Source organism: Syntrophales bacterium (genome assembly GCA_023229765.1).
GTDB lineage: Bacteria > Desulfobacterota > Syntrophia > Syntrophales > UBA5619 > DYTH01.
The window spans coordinates 11,056-33,030 of sequence record JALNYO010000021.1; the positions used below are offsets into that span (position 1 = coordinate 11,056).

The 21,975-nt window shown below is 57.8% G+C and carries 1 protein-coding gene (only partly in view); it reads left to right on the plus strand.

Features of this window, described 5'->3' with window-relative positions; genetic code table 11:
* Positions 1-21,975, plus strand: the 5' portion of a protein-coding gene (locus tag M0P74_11650; GenBank protein MCK9364234.1) for a putative Ig domain-containing protein. The gene runs 9,159 nt beyond the window's last position; 21,975 of the gene's 31,134 nt are visible here — the first part of the coding sequence; it begins with the start codon at positions 1-3; its stop codon lies off the right edge, out of view.

Consider the following 21,975-nt stretch of genomic DNA (forward strand, 5'->3'; position numbering starts at 1 on the left):
GTGGTAAACAGGGAAAACAAAAACCGCTTTGAGATGGAGGGGCTTGAGCCTCGGGTGCTGCTTTCGGCAGACCCGGGAGCAACAGCGCTTGCCTTCTGCCAGGCGATTGACGCTCCCTTTGAATTTGCGTCTGTGGTTGAGATTCCTGAGCGGCAGGACGAGTCCCGGGCAGCAAAAGCCGTTTCGAGCGCCTCCGACTTTTATAATTCCCCCGAAAGTTCGTTCGATATCTTTGGCGGTCTTGCCGCCGATTTGGAGATAGCCGCCAACGAAACGCCTGCCGAAGACCTCATTGCGGCGGACCTTTCCGGCTCCCCGGAGAGTTCATCGGCTGAAGAAGAGCTTGCTTCCGGTGGCTTCTCTGGCGGGGCAGCGGCGGTTGAAACGGCATTTTCGTCGGAGGAATTTTCTCCTTTCGGGGAAGCTCTGCTGGCGTCGCTACCGCCGGCAACAGATGCTCCGACAGTCGGAGCGTCTCTGGCGGATCAGCTTGTTGAGAGCCTCGATGCCGCGAACCCTCCTCCGTCTGCCGCCGCCTATCCGATAAATTACTTAGTTATTTCATATTATTCTAATTACTCAGCAGGCGCATCGGAAGCGGCGTCTCCTGTGTCCGTTGCAGTTGCGGCCAGCGTTAGCCGGAGCATGTTTGCCTCCGTTCCGTTCGCGGATCAGCCGGATCTGATTGTTTCTGCCGGTTCGACTAATTCACTCCAAGCAGAAGTAACTGATACCATACCAGTATCCTATACAGTAACCAATCAGGGAACCGGTTCAGCTCCGGCGGGCTCCTGGTGGGATGTCGCACGCCTTTCGACGACACCGACCTTCGATCCCCAGTCCTTCCTGAGCTGGTCACAGGTTGAGCACACGTCTGATACCGTTCTTGCCCCCAATGGCTCCTATACGGGGACCATCAACTTCCGCGTCGATCCTTGGCGTTATGCGGATATCACCAGTGGCAGCACCTACTATATATTTTTTATTGCTGATAACAGTGATGATGTGATTGAGGGAAATGAAACGAACAACGTGGCGACCGCCCCGATCCCTGTTACCTTGACGATTGCCGATATCGACCTGGAAGTGACTGGAGTTTCCCCTTCTGGGACAACTTCTGAAATAGGCGCCCCCGCGACCATTAGTGTTACCGTAGTGAACAAGGGTCCTGACGCTGCCAAGGGCGTTGAAGGCAATCTGTGGGCTCATGTTTACGCGTCAACGGACAACGTTTTTGATCAATGGGGTGATACATGGTTCGGTCAGTATCCGGTGACGGGACTGGCGCCTCTGGCAGGGGACAATGTTTCGGCAACCGGCACGGTGGCTTTTGTTCCGCAGAACATCTCCGCGGGAGATTACTATCTCTTTGCCCGTGTAAATTTGGGGCAATGGGATGGAGATTACAATCGAAATCAACCTGAAGAAGTCTTGACCAATAACTCGGGGATAACGGCGACCAAGGTTACTTTCACAGCCCCGACCATGGATCTGCAGGTGACGGCGGTGACGGCGCCGGCCACTGCAACCACTGGACACAGTGCAGATATCTCCTGGACGGTGACCAATGCGGGCGCCTCCGCCGCCGGGGTAACATCGTGGACCGATTCCCTCTATCTTTCCACCGATCAGACATACGGCTATAATGACGTCTTTATCACGAGCCGGGAGCATACGGGGGGGCTGGCGGTGGGCGCTTCCTACACGGTGAACGCCACAGTGAATATTCCCCACGTCCAAGGCGCCTATTTAGTTGCCTACACGGACTCGAGCAATTCCCAGCCCGAAAGCAGTGATACAAACAATCAGGGTGCGTCGCCTGCCATTGCCCTTACCTACGCCCCTGGCGATCTGACCATTACCGCGGCCACGGCGCCTTCCGCGGCGGACGCTGGAAGTCCAGTGACCCTGTCCTGGACGGTTACCAATCGGGAACCGAATACGATTGCCCTCGGTTCCTGGAACGACCGTGTTTATCTGTCCACCGATGATGTCTATGATGCGAACGACAAACTGGTTGGTTCGAACTATTTTTATGACAAGGTCATCCCCACTGGTGAAACCTATACCGTTACCAATGAATTTACAATGCCCTACAGGGGAGGGGCCTATCTGATTTTTGTTGCCGATGGCGGCGAACAGCAGCCGGAAACCAACGAGGACAATAACGCCTACGCTGTGCCGATCACGGTAGCTTATGTTCCACCCAACCTCAAGATAGAGACCGCCACCGTTACCGGAACCATCGACAAGGGGCAAACAGTCCAAGTATCCTGGACCGTAAAAAACATTGGAGAGGGGACCGCCTATAGCTCCAATGGCTACTGGTACGACCGGGTTTACCTCTCCGAAGACAATATCCTGGATGACGGCGACTATAGCCTGGGTTCCACATACCACTATGCTCCGTTTGCGCCAACGGATTCTCCCTACAATGGCTCCTATTCCGCCTACTTGCCCACATCGAGGACGGGGAGTTTCCTGCTGGTTAAGGCTGACGGGTATGACGAGGTGGCCGAGTCCGATGAGACCGACAACGTCAAGGCCATCCCCGTCAGTTACCCGAGTTCCGATCTCGTTGTAACAGCCGTTTCCACGACGCCCGCGACCGTCGGCGGGACAAGCCGCACCTTCCAGGTCGCCTACACGGTGCGTAACGAAGCAGTGAATCCCACGAGCGAATCATACTGGGATGACTACATATATTATTCTGCCGACAATGTTCTCGATACCGCGACCGACCGCTACCTGACCTATATTTCTGTATCTACTTCCTATACGACCGAGCTGCCTCTAATTCAGAACGAAACATACCAGAAGACTTCGGGCACACTTTACTTGCCTGCAGATGCGGTTCCGGGAACCGGCTATATTTTTGTCGTCGCCGATGCCACGGGCTATGTGACTGAAACAAATAATGCCAACAATACCGGTTCGACAACGGTAACCGTCGGCAGCGGCAACCTCGATGTTACAACCGCTGCGTGGTCGGTTCGTCCCGAAACGCAGGGGAGTATATCCGCCTATTCCTATGGCACAAATTCGGAAAACCTGTTTAGTTTTAAGGTCGGCGAGTCGGTGAACCTGACCGAGATTCGCACGAAACATTCAGGAACCGTTTCTGCGGCGCCTACGATTACAATCTACGATGCGGGGGGGACAGTCAAAGGCTTCTGGACTGCCGTTCAGGACACCTCCGATACGAATATCTGGGTTGCGTCCGGTATCAATCAGACTTTAACTGCCGGCGCCTATACGATCGGCGATTCGGAGGCAGCAACTTGGAGCTATAGCTATTCCAATGGCGCATACCAGGGCGTTGCCCAGGCGACCTACCTGCCGACCCGCGCCTCTTCCAGTCCGCAGGCCGCCATTCTCGGGGAAACTGTGACTGTTACCTGGACGGTGACCAATACAGATGCCTCCCTGCCGAGCACCTCCTGGTATGATTCCTGGTATCTGTCCGATGACGCCGCCTGGGATGATTCCGATATCCGGCTCAATTATTTTTCCCAGACGCGGGAACTGACTGGTGGCGCATCTTATGAGGAGAGCCGCGCGCTGGTTTTATCCGGAACATCGATTGGTCTCAAATACCTGATCCTGGTTGTTGACCAGTATAAAAATATTCTTGAGACCAACGAAACAGATAACGTCTATACTGCCCTGCCGGTGACGATCTTGGCTGCTGATCTGATGGTCACGGCGGCCTCCGCGCCCTCGACCATTATCGTTGGCCAGACGGTTGATGTTGCCTGGACAGCGCTCAACCAAGGGAACGGAGCGGCCAACCAGAACTGGTACGATTACGTTTATCTCTCCTCCGACAACCTCTGGGACAACAATGACAACTATGTTAATTATTTCTCGATGACTGGCGTTACCCGCCTGGCGGTGAATGGGAGCTATAATTACACCGGCAAGGTTACGCTGCCGGCATCTGCGCCTCTGGGGAGCAGCTTCCTCATTGTTGCCGCCAACGGCTATTCTTGGTCTGACCAGAAGGAAAGCAACACGACCAACAATGCCTACGTGATCCCGATTACTGTGGTTGCCCCGGATCTAACCGTGACCTCCGTTTCTGCACCGGCGACGATTTCCTGGGGAGAAAAGATTCCCTTGTCCTGGACTGTTCTTAACGAGAGCAGTGTCGCTGCCCATCAGGGCTGGTATGATTACGTTTACATCTCGACAGATAATGTCTTTAACTCTTCGGATGACACATACCTTACATCTTTCTGGCATTCCGGGGATGCGGCGCTCGGCGCCGGCGACTCTTACACGGCGAGTATCGATGCCACATACAACGAGACACTGACCGGTGATTACTACCTTATATTTGTCGCTGACGATTACAACTATCAGGGTGAGACGGACGAAACGAACAACGTCCGCGCTGTTCCCGTTCACATCAATGCGGCGCCCGATCTGACGGTTTCCAGTGCGACTGTTCCGGCCAGCGGTTCAGCGGGCGGAGCGGTGGAGGTTTCCTGGACGGTGGAAAACGGTGGCGAGGGGCCCGCCGGGGGAACCTGGTATGACGGTATCTATCTTTCCGCGAACGAAACTTATGAATATGGAGATTCATGGGTTTATACCCAGAACCATATGGGAATAGACCTGCTTCCCGACCAGAAGGCCCTGCTCTTTGATGGTGACTACAGCCGGGTGGAGACGTCCCTTAACCTGAATGAGACATCTTCCGGCCCCGGAGCCACACTTGAAGCCTGGGTCTATCCGCTTTCCACCTACTCATCTCCCCGTCATGTTGTCAGCACTACTTCCGACTACTATGGATATCAATGGGCCATCGTCCAGAAGGGCAGCACCTGGCACGTCTATAGCGGTGTTGCCGACATCGACACGGGTTTTGCCGTGGATGTTGGGAAATGGCAGCATGTGGCCGCCGTTTATGAACCGGGCGTTGGCATCACCTTCTACAAAAGCGGGGAAGCCGCTCCCTTCACCACCGCGGCGATTGACTATGCCGTTGACGATCGGCCTGTCACGATTGGAACTAATGCTGGCTACGTTTACCAATATTATCAGGGTCTGATCGACGAGGTAAGAATTTGGGAAGGAACACGCAGCCCTTCCGAGATTGCCAACAGCCGCGACGTTCAATTGACGGGAAATGAAGCGGCCCTGGCCGGTTACTGGAAATTTGATGACGGATCGGGAATCACGGCCATTGATTCCTCCCCCAACGGTCTCAATGGAACCTTGAAGGGATATAATTCGGGCGAGACCCCGGGATGGATTGCGGCTACTTCTGCCGGATACACGATGACCAGGCAGGTTATTCTCCCTTCGGGCGCAGCCGCCGGAGCATACTTCCTTTTGTTCAGGGCGGATTATTATGAGGATCAGCCAGAATCCAACGAAAACAATAACCTTCTTGCTAAAGCCTTCAAAATCGAATCGGCTGATCTGATGATTGCCATCACCAGTCCCCCGGCGACGGCAGCCGCCGGTGAGTCCATCCGGGTGAACTGGAAAGTGACCAACAACGGTTCCGGTGCCGCTACCGCGGGATACTGGTATGACCGTGTTTACCTCTCTGATGATACTAACCTGGACAGCAACGATCAGGTTTTGACCTACTACGGTATTTTCCGCGATAATTCTGGGGGTCTGACTTCCGGCGGAACCTACGATGCCTATGCAAGCTTTACACTGCCTGCGGATGCGCTTGGCAATAAATATCTGATCGTCGCCGCCGACGCATACAATTACCAGGGAGAAACGAATGATGCCAACAACACGGCTTCGGTAGGGATCACCCTCAATGCGCCGGATCTGACTGTTGTCGCCTCGGGTGAAGGCGCCCCTGTGGCCCCGGCCACAGCCGTTTTGGGCGAAACGATCAGCGTCTCCTGGACGGTCAAGAACATCGGCGATTACGCTACAACTGCTTATTGGTACGACAGGGTTTATCTCTCGGCAAACGCAACTCTTGAAGAGACTGATACGCTCCTCGATTCGTTCTATATTTCCGCACCGAATCTTCTGTCGCAGGGTCAGTACGCCCGAATCCAGAACGTCTTTTTACCCGAGACCGTCATTATCGGTTCCCAAGTATATCTGCTCTTTGTGGCTGACGGAACCGGGCGTCAAGGCGAGACCAATGAGACGAATAACATTGCGGCCCTCCCGATTGCCATAGCGGCCCCGGATTTGACGGTGACTGCCGTTACGGCCCCGACTGCGGCCACCCTTGGCGAGGCGATCAGCATTTCCTGGACAGTGGCGGCGGCAGGCCAGGCGGCCAACGCTGACTGGTACGATTACGTTTACATCTCCGCCGACAACATCCTGGATGCAGGCGACACCCGACTGCTATATGCCTGGACAGGCGCCCAAACGCCTCTTGCCGCCGGCGCTGCCTATGCCGAGACCCGCACAATCACTCTGCCTTCTTCCGGTCATGGCGACCGCTGGCTCTTTGTGGTTGCCGACGCCTCCCGCAACCAGGGTGAGACGGATGAAGCGAATAACGCCTCCGCCCCCTTCCAGATCACTCTAAGCGCACCGGATCTTCAGGTAACGAGGGTAACCGTCCCGGCGACGCTGATTTCCGCCCAGCAGTTTGATGTCTCCTGGAAGGTGGAAAACATGGGCAATACATCAGCCCTCAGCCCCTGGTCGGATGCGGTTTACCTCTCCCTTAACGCAACCTTCGAGCCGGACACAGACACGCTGCTGCAGAGTTTCAGCGCCTCCGACCGTGTGCCGCTTTTGGCCCAGGGTTCATACAGCGCCATCCGGACGGTGCGTCTGCCCGCCCTTTCCGCCGCATCCTATTATATTATTGTAGTCGCCGACTCGGGCGCCAGTCAGGGTGAGTCCGACGAGAATAACAATATCCTGGCCTCGACTGCCGTGACGGTGAGTGCGCCCGACCTGCAGGTCGCCTCGATTACCGCGCCCGCTTCTGCAGCGCCGGGACAGACGCTTTCCGTTTCCTGGACAGTCAAAAATGCGAGTGCATCGTATGCGGCGCCCGGCCTTTGGTCGGACAGCGTTTACCTCTCTGCCGATGCGACCTTTGATTCGGGAACGGACTGGTTTGCCGGGTCCTTTACCGCATGGGAGTACAGCCCGCTTGCCGCCAACGGTCAGTACACGGCGACAAGGCAGGTGACAATTCCCGGAAACGTCCCGGTGGGGACATGGTATCTGGTGGTTGTGGCGGATGGTACGGGTGAACAGGGCGAGACCTCCGAAACCAATAACTTCCTTGTCTCTTCTCAGGCGATGACGCTGCAGGTTCCTGATTTGAGCATGGGGACGGTGACGGCGCCGTCGCAGGCTGCCGTTCAGCAGACGATTACCGTTTCCTGGAACGTCAACAACATCGGCGCGGGCGCGGCCAGCGCCGCCTGGAATGATCAGGTCTGGCTTTCTTTTGATGAATCCCTGACAAACGATGATCTGCTTGTCGGCAATTTCAGCACGGCCTCTGTCCTTCCCGTGGCGGCAGGCGGCGGCTACACACTGACGCGTACGCTGACGATTCCCAACGAGGCGTCGGCCGCTTCATATAAATACCTGCTTGTTAAGGCCGATGGCGGCAATGTGCAGGCGGAGGCCAGTGAAACGAACAATGTGAGTGCGGCAGTTGCCATTACGATTACCGAGCCCCCCGACCTGAATCTGACGGCGGTGAGCGCCCCGGCCGCGGCGGCGGTTGGTCAGACCATTGACCTCTCCTGGACTGTCGGCAACATCGGCGTCAGCACCGCCTATGCGGACTGGTATGACCGGGTTTATCTCTCCCTGGATAATACGCTTGATACTGCCACCGATACACTGCTTCTGAGCGAACGGATCGAGGCTCAGACCCCCCTGGCGCCCGGGGCCAGCTATTCGGCGGGGCGCCAGGTAAGTCTTCCCGCAACCGGCGTTGGGACTCGCTACCTCATTTTTGTCGTGAACGGCGATGGCGTTCAGGGGGAAAAGCTCGTCAGTAATAATACGAAAATTACAACCCTCCAGATCAGCGATCCCGACTTGCAGGTGACGGAGGCCACTGCCCCCGCGACGGTCAGTTGGGGCGAGCGTGTCACCCTCTCCTGGAAAGTGGAAAACAAAGGCAGCGGCGCCGCCGCCGGAGGCTGGTACGACCGGGTCTATCTCTCTACCGATGCGACTCTGGACGTCACAACGGATGTTCTGCTCCTTTCTGCCTATGCAGGCGCTTATTCGCCCTTGGCCAAAGACGGATTCTACACGGTGCAGAAGGATGTTACCCTGCCTTCCGGTTTAACCGGGGCCGGATATCTTCTTTTTGTCGCCGACGCCACGGCAACCCAGGCCGAATCGAACGAAAACAACAACATGACCTCCCGTCCGGTAACGTTCAATGCGGCAGATCTGACGATCACCGGCACGAGTCCGGCGGTGGCCGCCTGGGGTGAGAGGATTGATCTCTCCTGGAGTGTGACCAATGGCGGCACCGGCCCGGCAACCGCAAGCTGGTGGGATATGGTCTATCTCTCCAGCGATAACGTCTATGATTCCAGCGACATAATTCTTGCTTCGGAGTATCGCTCCGTAACCGGTGGCTTGGCCGGCGCCGCTGCCTACACGGTGCAAAAAAGCGCCGCTTCGGTTACGGCCATTGCCCAGGCTATCGGCGTCGGCGCCAAATTCCTGCTCTTCAAGTCCGATGTGTACAGTCAGCAGAGCGAGCAGAATGAGGCCAATAATCTGATCGCCGTGCCGATTGAGATTCGGGCGGCCGATCTGAGCATCTCCGTTACTTCTCCCGCCTCGGCCGAGGCCGGCAAGGCCGCGGCCATCTCCTGGACGGTTACGAACGGCGGCACAGGTCGGGCGGTTGCCCAATGGTATGATGCGGTTTATCTGTCTGCGAATGATATTCTCGATTCCACTGACATCAGCCTTAAAACATTATCGCACGGGACTATCCTTGATGCGGGCGCCGCCTATACGATGAACGAATCGGTAACTCTACCCGGCGGGCTGACGGGGAACTGGTATATCATTGTGGCGGCCGATTACTACAGCTACCAGCAGGAGGCGAGCGAGACCAACAACTATCAGGCCAACCTCGTAACCTTGAGCGCCCCCGATCTGAGCCTCGGCACGGTTGCGGCCCCGACGACCATCGCCAACGGCGAGACACTGACCGTCTCCTGGAAGACGACCAACAGCGGCTCGGCGCCGGCTGAACACTCTTGGACGGAGAGGGCTGTGCTCTCCAAGGATGCCTACCTGGGGAACTACGACGATATCCAGGTGGGGTCTGTTTACCAGAGCGCATCTCTGGCCGCCGGCGCTTCGCTGGATCGCAGCGTCGCTCTTTCGACGCCTTGGGGTGTAACCGGCGACTATAAGCTCTACGTGCGGATCGATGCCTGGAACGAGCTGTCCGAGGCGAGCGAAACCAACAACGCCTTTGAGGCGATGCTTACGATCGTCTATGCCGAGCCGCCTGCCGACCTTGTCGTGGATGCCGTCACCGTGCCAGCCACAGGACTTACCGGACAGCCCTTGAGTGTGGCGTGGCGGGTGACCAATAACGGCACCGCTGCGACAACGACCAGCGCCTGGACCGATACCCTTTATATCTCTGCGGACAACAACTGGGATGGCAATGATCGGATTCTCGCCTCCTTCGCCCATAAGGGGAGTCTCGGTTCCGATGAGAGCTATGGCGCGGTCGAGAATTTGACGATCCCCATTGACCTGCTGCCGCTGGAGGTCGCCTCCGCCGATTATTGGATTTTAGTAAAGGCCGATATCTATAACCAGGTTCAGGAACCCGGCGCCGAAACGAATAACACGGGCGTCAGCCCCGGCGCCGTTACCGTGAACCAGTCGCCTGTTCCCGATTTGCAGGTGACGACCGTCACAGGAACGACCTCTGCCGTGGTCGGTCAGAATGTAACGGTTTCCTGGACAGTCGAAAACAGGGGAGGGGAGGAGGCGCAGGCCTCCTGGAACGACAGGCTTTACCTTTCTCTGGACGGGACAATGACCGGCGCCATTCTGCTTGGCACTTATTCCCGTTCACTGAATCTGGCCGCCGGCGCTTCTTATTCACGAACCGAAACCATCGTGGCGCCCATAAGCGCCGATGGCAGTTCCTATCGCTGGCTTGTGGCAACCGATTATCAGAATCTGATTTACGAACGAACCAATGAGGGGAATAATACCGGCGTTTCCAGCGCCGTGGCTCTCAAGCATCCTGATCTCAAGACCGATACCGTGCAAATGAATCCGGCATCGACACAGTCCGGGTTCGACGTGACTGTCTCCTGGAAGGGCCGCAACAGCGGGACGGGGGCGACGGTTGCTTCCTGGACGGACCGCGTCTATTTGTCAGGAAACGATACGCTTTCCGGCGATGATGTTTCGCTGGGCTTCCTTGCGCATGAGGGAAGCCTTGCCGCCGGCGGCAGTTATGACGCTTCTTTGGCTGTGACTCTTCCCAACGGGATTGACGGCAGTTATTATCTGCTTGTCCGTCCCGACGCCGGTAACGTCATTGTCGAGGGAACGGGGCTTGAGGAGGATGTCGGTGTTTCCGCCGCGCTTGCGATCACGCTTGCGCCTTATGCCGATCTGGAGGTCAGCGGGGTGACCGCGCCGGAGCGAATCATCGGCGATCCGGCCGATCTGCTGGTGCAGTGGATTGTGACCAACAAGGGCAATGGCACAGGCCTGACTTCCGACTGGATTGACGCCGTGATCCTCTCCCGGAATGCCATCCGGGGCGACGGCGATGATCTGGTGGTGGGGCGTTTTGCCCACTCGGGTTTGATGCCGGACAGTACTTCCTATAATGTAGAAAAGATCATCCAGCTTCCCGCCGCTTTTGAAGGGCGCTTTACTCTCTTTGTCTCAGCCGACATTGACAATCAGGTTTACGAACACACTGATGCAAATCCCAACACCGCATCGCCCGGTCATCTCGTTGACATCATGCCGCTTCCCTACGCCGATCTAACTGTCCAGAGCGTCAATCTGGAAACGGCGCTGACGACGGGTGTAGCCTTCAATTTGAGCTGGACAGTGGATAATTCGGGGATCGGCCCCACTTCAACGCCGGAGTGGTACGATGAGGTTTACCTTTCCGACTCGGCAGACGGCGCTAACTGGAAACTCCTCGGCAGTTTCAGTCGGGTAGGCAACCTGGCCGTGGGCGCCTCTTACACCCGTACAGTGGAGCTGACGATCCCGATTAATGCCACGATCGACCAGCAGATTGATAAAACGCAGTATCTCTTTGTTAAAACAGCGACCGCCGCTCCTTATGAATTTATCTACAAGGGCAATAACACCAGGGCCTCCGCGCCGCTTATGGTGACCTATACGGTGTCGCCCCGGGCGGATCTGCAGATCGTCAGCGTAACGGCCCCGGTCAGCGCTGCCGACGGAGCGTCAATTGACGTTACTTGGAAAGTCCAGAACAATGGTTCACTCTTGGAGGGGGTGAACGGCGATGCAACTGGTTCCTGGACGGACGGTATCTATATTGCCCCCAATAACGATCGTGCCCAGGCAATCCGGATCGGCACTTTCATCATGAGCCAGGGGCTGGCGGCAGGCTATTCCTATACCCGTACCGAGAATTTCCGTCTGCCCCTCCACATCTCCGGGGTGTATGCTCTCTATGTAAAGACCGACATTGCCGGCCAGGTGATCGACCCAGATTTGACCAATAACGATGATGTGATACACGAATTCACCGTTCAGCTCCAGACGCGCCCTGATCTGCAGGTGACGACTCTTACCATTCCGGCTTCGGTGAAATCGGGCGCGGTGGTCGATGTGGAGTGGACGGTTTCCAATCTGGGGACAGTCGCCACCCCCACAGGAGGCAGCCGCTGGTATGACGGCGTTTACCTCTCTTTGGACAACAAGTTGGACGGCGGGGACATGCTCTTGGCGTGGGAGCCCAATGGCTCAGCTCTGGCCTCAACCGAGCAGTACCGTTCGGTAGGTCACTACCGCATCCCGCAGGCGGCCCAGGGGCCGATGTGGATCCTTGCTGTGGTCGATGCCTCTGGCTCGGTCGATGAGTACCCATCCGACGGGAACAACGTGATGGCGGGGCAGCTTACCGTCGATGCCACCCCCGTGCCGCCTCCCGACCTCGTGGTTTCCAACGTCGCCGGCCCGACCGAAGCCTTTGACGGCAGCCAGATCACCGTCTATTACAAGGTGACCAACAAAGGCGCCGGCATTACCTTCCCGGCTGCCTGGAGCGACTCTCTGTGGCTTACCGCCGATAAAACCAGCCCCGGCGGAGGCACGGATCTTCGCATCGGCAGCGTTTCCCACACCGGCGCGCTGGAGGTTGGCCAGTTCTACGAAGGAACCATCACCGGGACGATTCCCATCCATCTTCAGGGGATCTATGAGTTGATGGTTTATGCCGATTCCTGGAACCAGGTGTTCGAGCTGACCTTTGACGTAAATCTTAATCCCGATGACCCGACGTCGCTGGACAACAACAACTTCAAGACCGCCTTGCAGCCGCTGACGATCCTCTACACCCCGCCGGCCGACCTCGAGGTGACCAATATCTCGGTTCCCGGGCAGGCGCTGGGCGGCAGCAAAACGACCGTTTCCTGGACCGTGGCCAATAACGGTTCGAATGTGACAGATCTCGATCGCTGGGCCGACGCAGTCTATGTCTCCGATGACGCCGTAGGAACGAACAAGACCCTGGTCTTCGCGCTGCTCCACGAGGGCGCCATGGAAAGGGGGCAGAGCTATACGCAGACCCTGGAGTTCACGCTGCCGCCGAGCGTTTTCGGGGAATACTTTATCGTCGAAACTAACGTTGACCCCAATATTTTGCTGACCGATGAGGATGAACTGCTCCTCGAGATGGCAAAGGTGACGGACCGAATTTCCGAGAAGATCGGCGATCTGGAAACGATGAGCGTCTCCGAGGTCTATGCCAAGATTGACAGCTTGAGCAAGTCGGAATTGCGGTGGATTCTCTGGGGCGAAGACAAGGTTGAGGTTCGCAAGGTCTGGGAAGGGCCGTTCACCTCAAACAACGACCGCGCCGTCGTGAGCGTCATCCGGCCCATTCCTGCTGATCTTCAGGTTGCCGCGATTACGCTGCCGGATACAGCCTATTCCGGCGAGGCGATCACGGTGAAGTGGAGCGTAACCAACGACGGCGCCTATAGCGTTTATAAGGGCACCGAGCGCTGGACAGACTATGTCTATGTTTCTCCCGATCCGACCTTCATCTACGAGCGGGCCCAGTTTGTGGGAAGCGTTGTTCACATGTCTTCCACCCCTCTCGGAGTCGGGCAGAGTTATGAAGCCTCGCTTACGGTTAATCTGCCCGTGGGGAGCGAGGGACGGCGGTATGTCTATGTTTTTACCGACCGCAATCCTTATGTGGAGTACAATTGGGGCGGGATAGACGCCCTGACCGGCATGGATTTTCCAGACTGGCCGACGGACGTCAGGACCCGCGTCTATGAGGGAGAAGCCGCAGCCAAACTCAATAACGTTGCTGCGAACGAAATGATGGTGGTTTACCGGGAGCCGGATCTGCAGGTGAAAGCCGGTTCCCTCGCGATTCCGACAGCCGCCGATTCCGGGCAGACCATCGACATTTCCTGGACGGTTAAAAACGGCGGCGAGCGCGCCACCCGGGGCGATTTCTGGTACGATCGGATTTACATCTCTCAAGACGGCTCCATCGATCTTTACGACCTTTTGATCGGCGAGCAGCGCCACACTGGGGTGCTGGAAGCGGGCGCGGAATATACGGTATCCGCCACGGTGCGACTGCCCGACGATATCCAGGGGACTTTCCACATCCTGGTTTACATCGACTCGCCCTACAATGTCAGCCAATATTTCAGCCGGTCGATGCCCTATCCCCAGACTACCGGCAATGTCCGCATCGAGTCTCCGATTCCCCCTTCCGCTTGGAACATGATGGGGCAGGTGAAGGAATTCCAGGACGAAGCGGACAATATTATCGATACCACGCTGACGATCACGCTGGTCGATTCGCCCGATTTGCAGGTAACGGGTGTGACCCTGACCGGGAGCCAGGATGCCGCAGACGGGCATGCGATCTCGGGACGTCAATTCGGCGTATCCTATACGGTCACGAACCTCTCCGGCGGTGCAGTGCCGGAAAGGCAGAATCTTTGGACCGATTATATCTTTCTTTCGCGCGACAAGTACCTTGACGTGAAGAGCGACCATTTCCTGGGGCAGGTGAGCCATGACGGCGCGCTGCCGGGAAACGCCTTCTATACCGTGCCTTCCACCTTCATGGTGCCGCGGGGTCTTTTGGGTACCTATTATGTGTTGGTATTGACCGATGTTCCCAATGCCACGCATCCCTACGGATTTGTCTATGAGGGCAACAAAGAGGGTAACAACGCTACTGGCGTCGCAGTAACGGTTCCGCTGATTATCGATTCGGCGCCGCCGACGGATCTGGCGGTGACCGAGATTACGGTGCCTGCGGCGGGGCAGGTGAGCGCCGCCGTCACCGTCACCTACACGGTCACAAACATCAGCACTGTGGAGCCGGCTACCGGTTACTGGGCTGATTCCCTCTACCTTTCCGACAACGCCGTCTGGGATCTGGGCGACCGTCTCCTTGGGCGGGTGGAGCTTGAACCCGATCCCGATAAACCGGGCAAGATGCGGCCTATTTACCGCGATCTGGCGAAAGGCGAATCCTATACGGGAACGCTGAGCGCTGTTCTGCCGGCCGTTCTGCCGGGCGACTACCGGATCATCGTCCGCGCCGATATTTACGACGATATCAACGAGGGGAGCAATAACGGCAACAACAAGCTTGCCAGCGGCGATACGGTAACCATCACGGCGCCGGTTCTCCAGCTTGACGCCCCCTATAACGACACGCTCACCGTCGGCGGCGAGCGCCTCTACCAGATTACCGTTCCGGCTGGTGAAACCCTTGAAGTAACCCTGACGGCAGAGGACAAGACGATAGCCAATGAGCTCTATGTCCGCTACATGGGGCTGCCTAACTCGATCAATTATGACGGCGCCTTTGAAGGACATTTATGGAGCGACCAGACGGCGCGGGTGCCGCTGACTGAAGCCGGCGCTTACTATATTCTTGTGCGCTCTGCCGGCTGGCAGGATGCGGCGCGGGAGATCGTTCCGGGCGCCGAACCCGTTACCTCCGGGATCACGCTGAAGGCGCGTGTTCTGCCTTTCTCCATCCGCGAGGTAACCCCTGATTCCGGCGGCGATTCCCGCTATGTCACCCTGGAGGTGAAAGGGGCGCGCTTCTCTCCCTCCGCCATCGTGAAGTTGATCCAGCCCCAGTTCGCGGAGTACGAGGCGATCAGCTACAGGGTGATCGACGCTACGCGGATCATCTGCACCTTTGATTTGACCGACGCCCCCCACGGCCTCTACGACGTAGAAGTGATCAATCCCGACGGCGAAACGGCCAGGATTGCCTACCGGTATCTCGTGGAGGAGGCTGAGCCCTTCTCGCTGACAGTGGGCATGGGTGGGCCTAAGGAACTGGAATTCGGCGACGTGGGCTGGTACGGCTTCGGGGTTTACAGCCTGACGAATGTCGATATGCCTTATGTCCATTTCGAATTCAGCATGCCGTTTATCTTTAACGATACGGATTGGTACGAATATGTCCAGAACAAGATGAGCCCCGGCGAGGAATGGTACGCCGGCGAGGATGAGGTATGGCCGGTTGGAGACCGCCTCATCTTCCGAACAAACCTGACCGGTTCACCCGATATCGCCGGAGTGCCCTGGGCGGAACTCAATTCCATCCTGAATCTGGACGGCGAACTGATGGCGACGGGGTTCACCTTCGATTTCATCAACCGGGGCTATATGGGGCTCACCTTCACGGCCGACGTTTATGCCGAGATGCGCGATGTTCTGAAAAAAATTCCCACGGCTCTCAAGGATTTGAAGGACCCGGACGTCGAGCCGCAGTGGGACTATGACGCCCTTGCCTTCAAGTTCTATATTGCTGCGGCTGCCACGCCGATGACCGCGGCTGAGTACATTGCCTACCAGCTTACGGCTGCCGAGAAGCTCCGTCTGGCGGTTCTGGAAGACGCAACCGCGCCGCGGGTGCTCATCGAGGCGGCAGCGGATGCCGCCGGCTGGGGCGCCCTCTATCTGGAAGGGCTGGAACAGGCCGGTCAGCTCCGACCGGAGGATACGCCGCCGGAAGTGCATACGATGCCGATCGTTTCGAGCCTTACGTCGGTGCTCACGGCGGGCCTGATCGGGATTGACACCAGGGGAGAGATTCTGCAGGGCGATCTGGCGGCATTTTTCGCGAAGGTGCGCAAGTGGTACGGGGATACCCCGGATACGCGCATTCCCGGCGATACGCTGCCTACAGCGGCGGATTTTGATCTGGCGCTGAGTCATGAAACCCATTTCGAGGCTTTCTGGGTGCAGGCCGGGACCGGTATGCAGGAGGACAAGACCCCGGTGCAGGCGCCTAACCTTCAGGACTATTTCGGTCTGACCGGCGAGCGCTCCGATTCCGTGCGGATGATCGGGCCAGCCGGCTATGGTTCGGCGAATTTTATCCCGATCGATACGCTCCTTCCCTACACGATCACCTTTGAGAACCCGGCCACCAGCGACGCGCCGGTCCAGCGCATCCAGATTTACCAGAATCTCGACGATTCGCTCGACGTGCGCAGTTTCCTTTTGGGCGACATCTCGCTGGGCGATCTCCAGGTACACCTGCCCGACAACCTTGCCTCCTTCAGCGGCGACTTTGATTTTATCGCGGAGCGGGGTTTTGTCCTCAGGGTGGTAGCCGGGGTGGATGTGGTAAGCGGCATTGCGCTCTGGACCTTTACGGCCATCGATCCCGAAACGGGTCTGGTCTTCTCCGATCCCCAGCGGGGACTGCTCCTTCCCAACACCGACCGCGCCCAGATGGGAACGGTGAGCTACACCATTACCCCCTGGCCGCTCTACACCGAGGATTTGACGCTGAAAACCGGCATCAAGGTTTCCGCATCCGCGCGGATCATCTATGACGGCGCCACCCCCCAGGACACGAATCTCCACACGGCGACCCTCGACGTTACACCGCCGGTGACGACGCTGAAGGTAGTGGACATGGGCAGCGGCGCGACGGGGAAGAACTCCTATCGTTTGAATTACTCGGCCGCCGACGATCAGGAAGGCTCAGGCGTCAAGGACTATACGATCTACGTCAGCGTCGATCGGGGCGTCTGGACAGTCTGGAAACGGCGCACGACGCTTACCGACGTAATCTATGAGGCGCCAGCCTCCTCCACCGCCGAATTCATCGTTCTAGCGGCTGACAATGCCGGTAACGTCGAAGCGGCGGGAAGCGGTGCGACCTTGCCCCCCTACAATCCCGGGATCAATTTGGGGACGGCCCCAACTGCCTCCCAGCTTACCCCCGAAACGCGGCGCGTTGTTGTGCCGGTATCATCAACACCTTCAACCAACCCGCTTTTCATTGAGGCGCTCAAGCAGATTCCCCGGGGCGGCTCTACAGGCGCCGTTTCCGGATTTACCACGGTTTACGAACCGTTCTCGGCTACCGCCTATGCCTGGGATGTGCCGCTCTCCGGCGCCGGCATCGGCGCTCTGGGAATCGCCTTTGCCCCCGATGGTTCAGTATTCGTAAGCGGTGGGGCAGGGCGCAGCAGCCTCTATCATCTGACGTCGCCGGGAGCCGTGAATGAGCCTTTGGCCACGCTTGAACTCCCCATTTACAGCATGCTCTTCGATGGCGCCGGACGTCTCTGGGCCACTACCGGGGGCGGGCCGCTGGTCCGCATTGATCCGGAAACAGGGGCGATCCTCCAGCGCTATGGAGACGGCGTTGAGCTGGGGATGGCGTCTCATCCGACTTCCGGGAAACTCTATCTGGCGACCGCAAGCGGCATCGAGATCTTTGACCCGACAACGGAGATCTTCACCACCTTCTCCTCCACCCGGGTTCAGGGGCTGGCCTTTGCCCCGGATGGCGTTCTGTACGGCATATCCTGGCCGGATGACGGCTATCTGCTCCGTTTCGACAACCGTGGCAACAGCGAAATCGTGTTGATTACCGAAAATCCCGCGGTCGGTATTGCCTTCGGAACGAACGGCACGCCGATGGAAAATCTGCTGCTGCTTACCCACGGCGATGCCGGTTACGTTACCTTGATGGATACGGTTACCCGCCGCACCATCCGGGTTGCCCAGGGAGGGATGCGGGGCGGGTTCGCGGCTGCCGCACAGGATGGAAGGATCTTCATTGCCAATGGGGCGCAGGTCGCTCTGATTTTCCCCGTTACGGCGCCGGTTGTTTTGAGCGTTACCCCGCTTGACGGCAAGAGTTTGCTGCCGGTAGTAAGCTCGGCGACCTTCCGTTTCGACGTGGCCATGCGGGCGCTGGGCGCCGCCGACCCGACTTCGGTTGACAACCCTGCTAACTATATTCTGACCAATAAGACAAGCAGTCAGCCTGTTTCCATAATTCAGGCGGTTTATGACAACGACTCGCGGGTAGTGACGCTGCTGTTCGAACCTCTGGCAGCCGGCGCTTACGATCTCTCCGTCCGGACAACGGTTCGCAGCGCTGCGGGGCTGGCGCTTGCGACTGCGGTAACGAGCGAATTTGCCGTAATCGCCGATGTTACCGCCTCCCTTGCGCCGATCTTCAGAAACACCCGATTTGACCGGGCAGCCGGGGAAATAAGCTTTGACGTGGTTGTGACCAATAATTTCAGCTTCGCCGTTTCCGGCCCTTACCGTCTCATCTTCTCCGGGCTGAAGGGGAGCAGTGCGGTTTTACGGGGCGCTGCCGGCCTGACGGATGAAGGATTTTCCTATATCATCCTTGCTGACGACGGCAGCGGAACCCTTGCCGCGGGCGCTTCCACCGTGCTCAAGACCGTGACCGTTTACAACCCCGACCACCTGGCTTTCGATCTGATCAGCCGGGTTAATATTGATATAGCGGCTAATGATCCGCCCGTCATCACCACCGTCCCGGGGGCGACCGCCGCGGTGAACCAGTCCTATACCTACAATGTAGCCGCCGCGGATACGCAAAACCTTTACTACCTCCTCGTTGAGGGTGGACCGGGGGCGATATTAGACAGCGCCAGCGGCTCTTTGTCCTGGACGCCCGCGCTTAGCAGCCCGGCTGCTGTACGGTTCCAGATCAAGGTTTTTGATGATCGGGGTGGTTTTGCCTCCCAGCAGTGGGAAGTGCAGGTTTCCGGGGTGAACAGCCCGCCTGTGATCCTGCCGATAGCCGACATTGCGTTGACCGAAGGAGATATCCTGGAGCTCCCGGTCGGGGCGACGGATGCGGAGAATGACAATCTCTTCTACTGGGCGGAGCATCTGCCGGCCGGGGCCGTTTTTGACGCCGCCGCGCGTATTCTCAGATGGCAGACAGATGGGGCGGTGGCGGGTATTTACCGCGATGTTCGCGTTTATGCCGGCGACGGCGTCAGCATATCTTCACGGAGTTTTGAAATCACGGTTGCCAATCGCAACCAGGCGCCCGTGCTTGATATGGTTCCGGACAGGAATGTTGCGGAAGGACAGATTGTCGAATTCCGGCTCCACGCGACTGATCCGGACGGCGACAATGTCACCTTCAGCGCGGTCGGTTTGCCCCGCGGCGCAGAGCTGCATGCAAATACCGGCGTCTTTACCTGGATTCCCCGCTATGACGATCATGGCAGCTATACCGTACAATTCATAGCCGGCGACGGCGCGCAGAAAGTCATTCAGAGTGCGATAATCACGGTGCTCAATGTCAACGGCCCTGTTTATTTCGAGCCGCTTGATTCCTGGGAGATTTATGAAGGCCAGTCCCTGATGGTGCACGTGGCTGCCAATGACCCTGATAATCCGCTGGGAATCGGCATGGTTCTCGAAGACGGGACGGTTGACGCCGACATGCTGCTCCCGCAGTTGACCTGGCAGAACTCTTCCCTCCCGCAGGGTTCAGTTTTCAGCCCGGATACGCAGATATTCCGTTGGACGCCCGATTTTACCCAGGCGGGCACATATGCCATTGACTTCACCGTTGCCGATGACGGAGATGCAACCGGCACGTCAACTATCGCCACAGCGACGCTGCGTATCGTTATCCGCGACGCCAACGCCAAGCCCGTAATTGAAACCGTTCAAAATCAAGCGCTGGCGGTTGTGGAAAATCAGGAATCCGTTCTGGAATTCACCGTTCGCGCCGACGACGCTGATCTGACCGTTCCGCTCCTTGCCGCCGTCAATCTGCCCGCCTTTGCGACCTTCACGGACAACAAGGATGGAACCGGAACGCTGCGGGCGGTTGTTTCCCACACTGCTCAGCGCGGAGACTACACGATAACGATCAGAGCCACAGACAATGGAAACGGCAATCCGGCGGCCGCGCTCACCGGCGAGGCTTCCTTTGTGCTGAGCGTCCTGGCCCCGAACGCCGCCCCGCAACTGCCTGTCCTGCCAGCCCGTATCGCTGTTGTCGGCAGTCCGCTCACTTTCGAAATTGTCGTCGCCGATCCCGATGAAGACCCGCTTGCCTTTACGCTGAGCGGTCTGCCGGGTGCAGCGACGCTGACGCCTGCGGTTGTTTACGGGAAGGCTGTTTTCTCCTGGACGCCAGCCACCGGCGATTTAGGCCAAGTTTACACGGCGACTATTTCCGTCACCGACAGCGGGAACGGCGATGCCGCCCGGGCGCTTTCTGTTTCGAGAAACTTTACGATCAATGTCCGCGCTGCCAACGCGGCGCCGCTTCTGTCGCCCATCGGCAAACGCAATATTTCCGAACAGGGTCTGCTCACTTTTACCGTAAAAGGCACTGATCCGGACGGCGACACGGTAAGCTACAAGGCAAGCGCGCTGCCGCGGGACGCCGTTTTTGATCCAATCAGCGGAGTTTTCTCCTGGACGCCCACCTACGAGCAGGCTGGCGTTTATAACGTGCGTTTCCAGGCGACCGACGGCCTTGCGGCGAGCGCTGAGGACGTTCTGATTACGGTGGCCAATACCAATCGTTCCCCGGTTTTCGTCCCGGTTCAGAAGATGCTGACCTACGAGGGGACGGGGATTCAGCTCTCAGTCAATGCCGGCGATCTTGACGGGGACAATCTCAACTACGCCGTGGCGAGTACGCTGCCCAAGGGGGCTACCTTTGACCCGATCAACCGGATATTCTTCTGGCAGCCAGGTTATGATCAGGCTGGTTCCTACACGATCCGCTTCACGGCGACTGATCCCGGCGGCCTTGTCGCTTCCTATGATGCCCTGATCGACATCCTGAACGTCAATCTGGCGCCCGAAATCGCCCCCATGAGCGGCCATGTCGTTCTGGTAAATAATTCCTTTACCATGACAGTCCCGGGCTTTGATCCCGATGCGGGTTCCGTTTTGACATATACGGCCGAGGGGCTGCCCCTGGGGACAGATTTGAATCTGACCTCCGGCATCCTCATGTGGACTCCGAACGCCACCCAGCTTGGCCGCCACGATATCCGAATCACTGTTTCCGATGGAGAGCTGACAACTGCTCAGAATCTGCGGCTGGAGGTTTCCTTCGAGCCGATTGCGCCGAATGTCCTCATCGAACTGACGCCGGGCTTCCCCGTGACGGTGGGGCAGAGCGTCCTGATCCACGCGACCGCCTCGGGCATTGCTGACATCTCCTCTATTGCCATTTCGGTAAACGGACAGAATCTGACGCTTGACAAGTATGGCAGGGCGCGTTTCACGCCGTCTGCTGCCGGCCATGTTATTGCCACGGCGATAGCCACGGATAAGGATAGTTCCATCGGCCGCGCCACTGTGGATATCAGGGTGCGCGATAATGCCGACGTATTGGCGCCTGAGCTTTCGATCCTGACACCCCCCGCAAGCAGTATTCTCACGGGCGTGGTGACAATCAGGGGAAGCGTCCTTGACAGCAACCTCGATTCCTGGAAACTGGAAATGTCC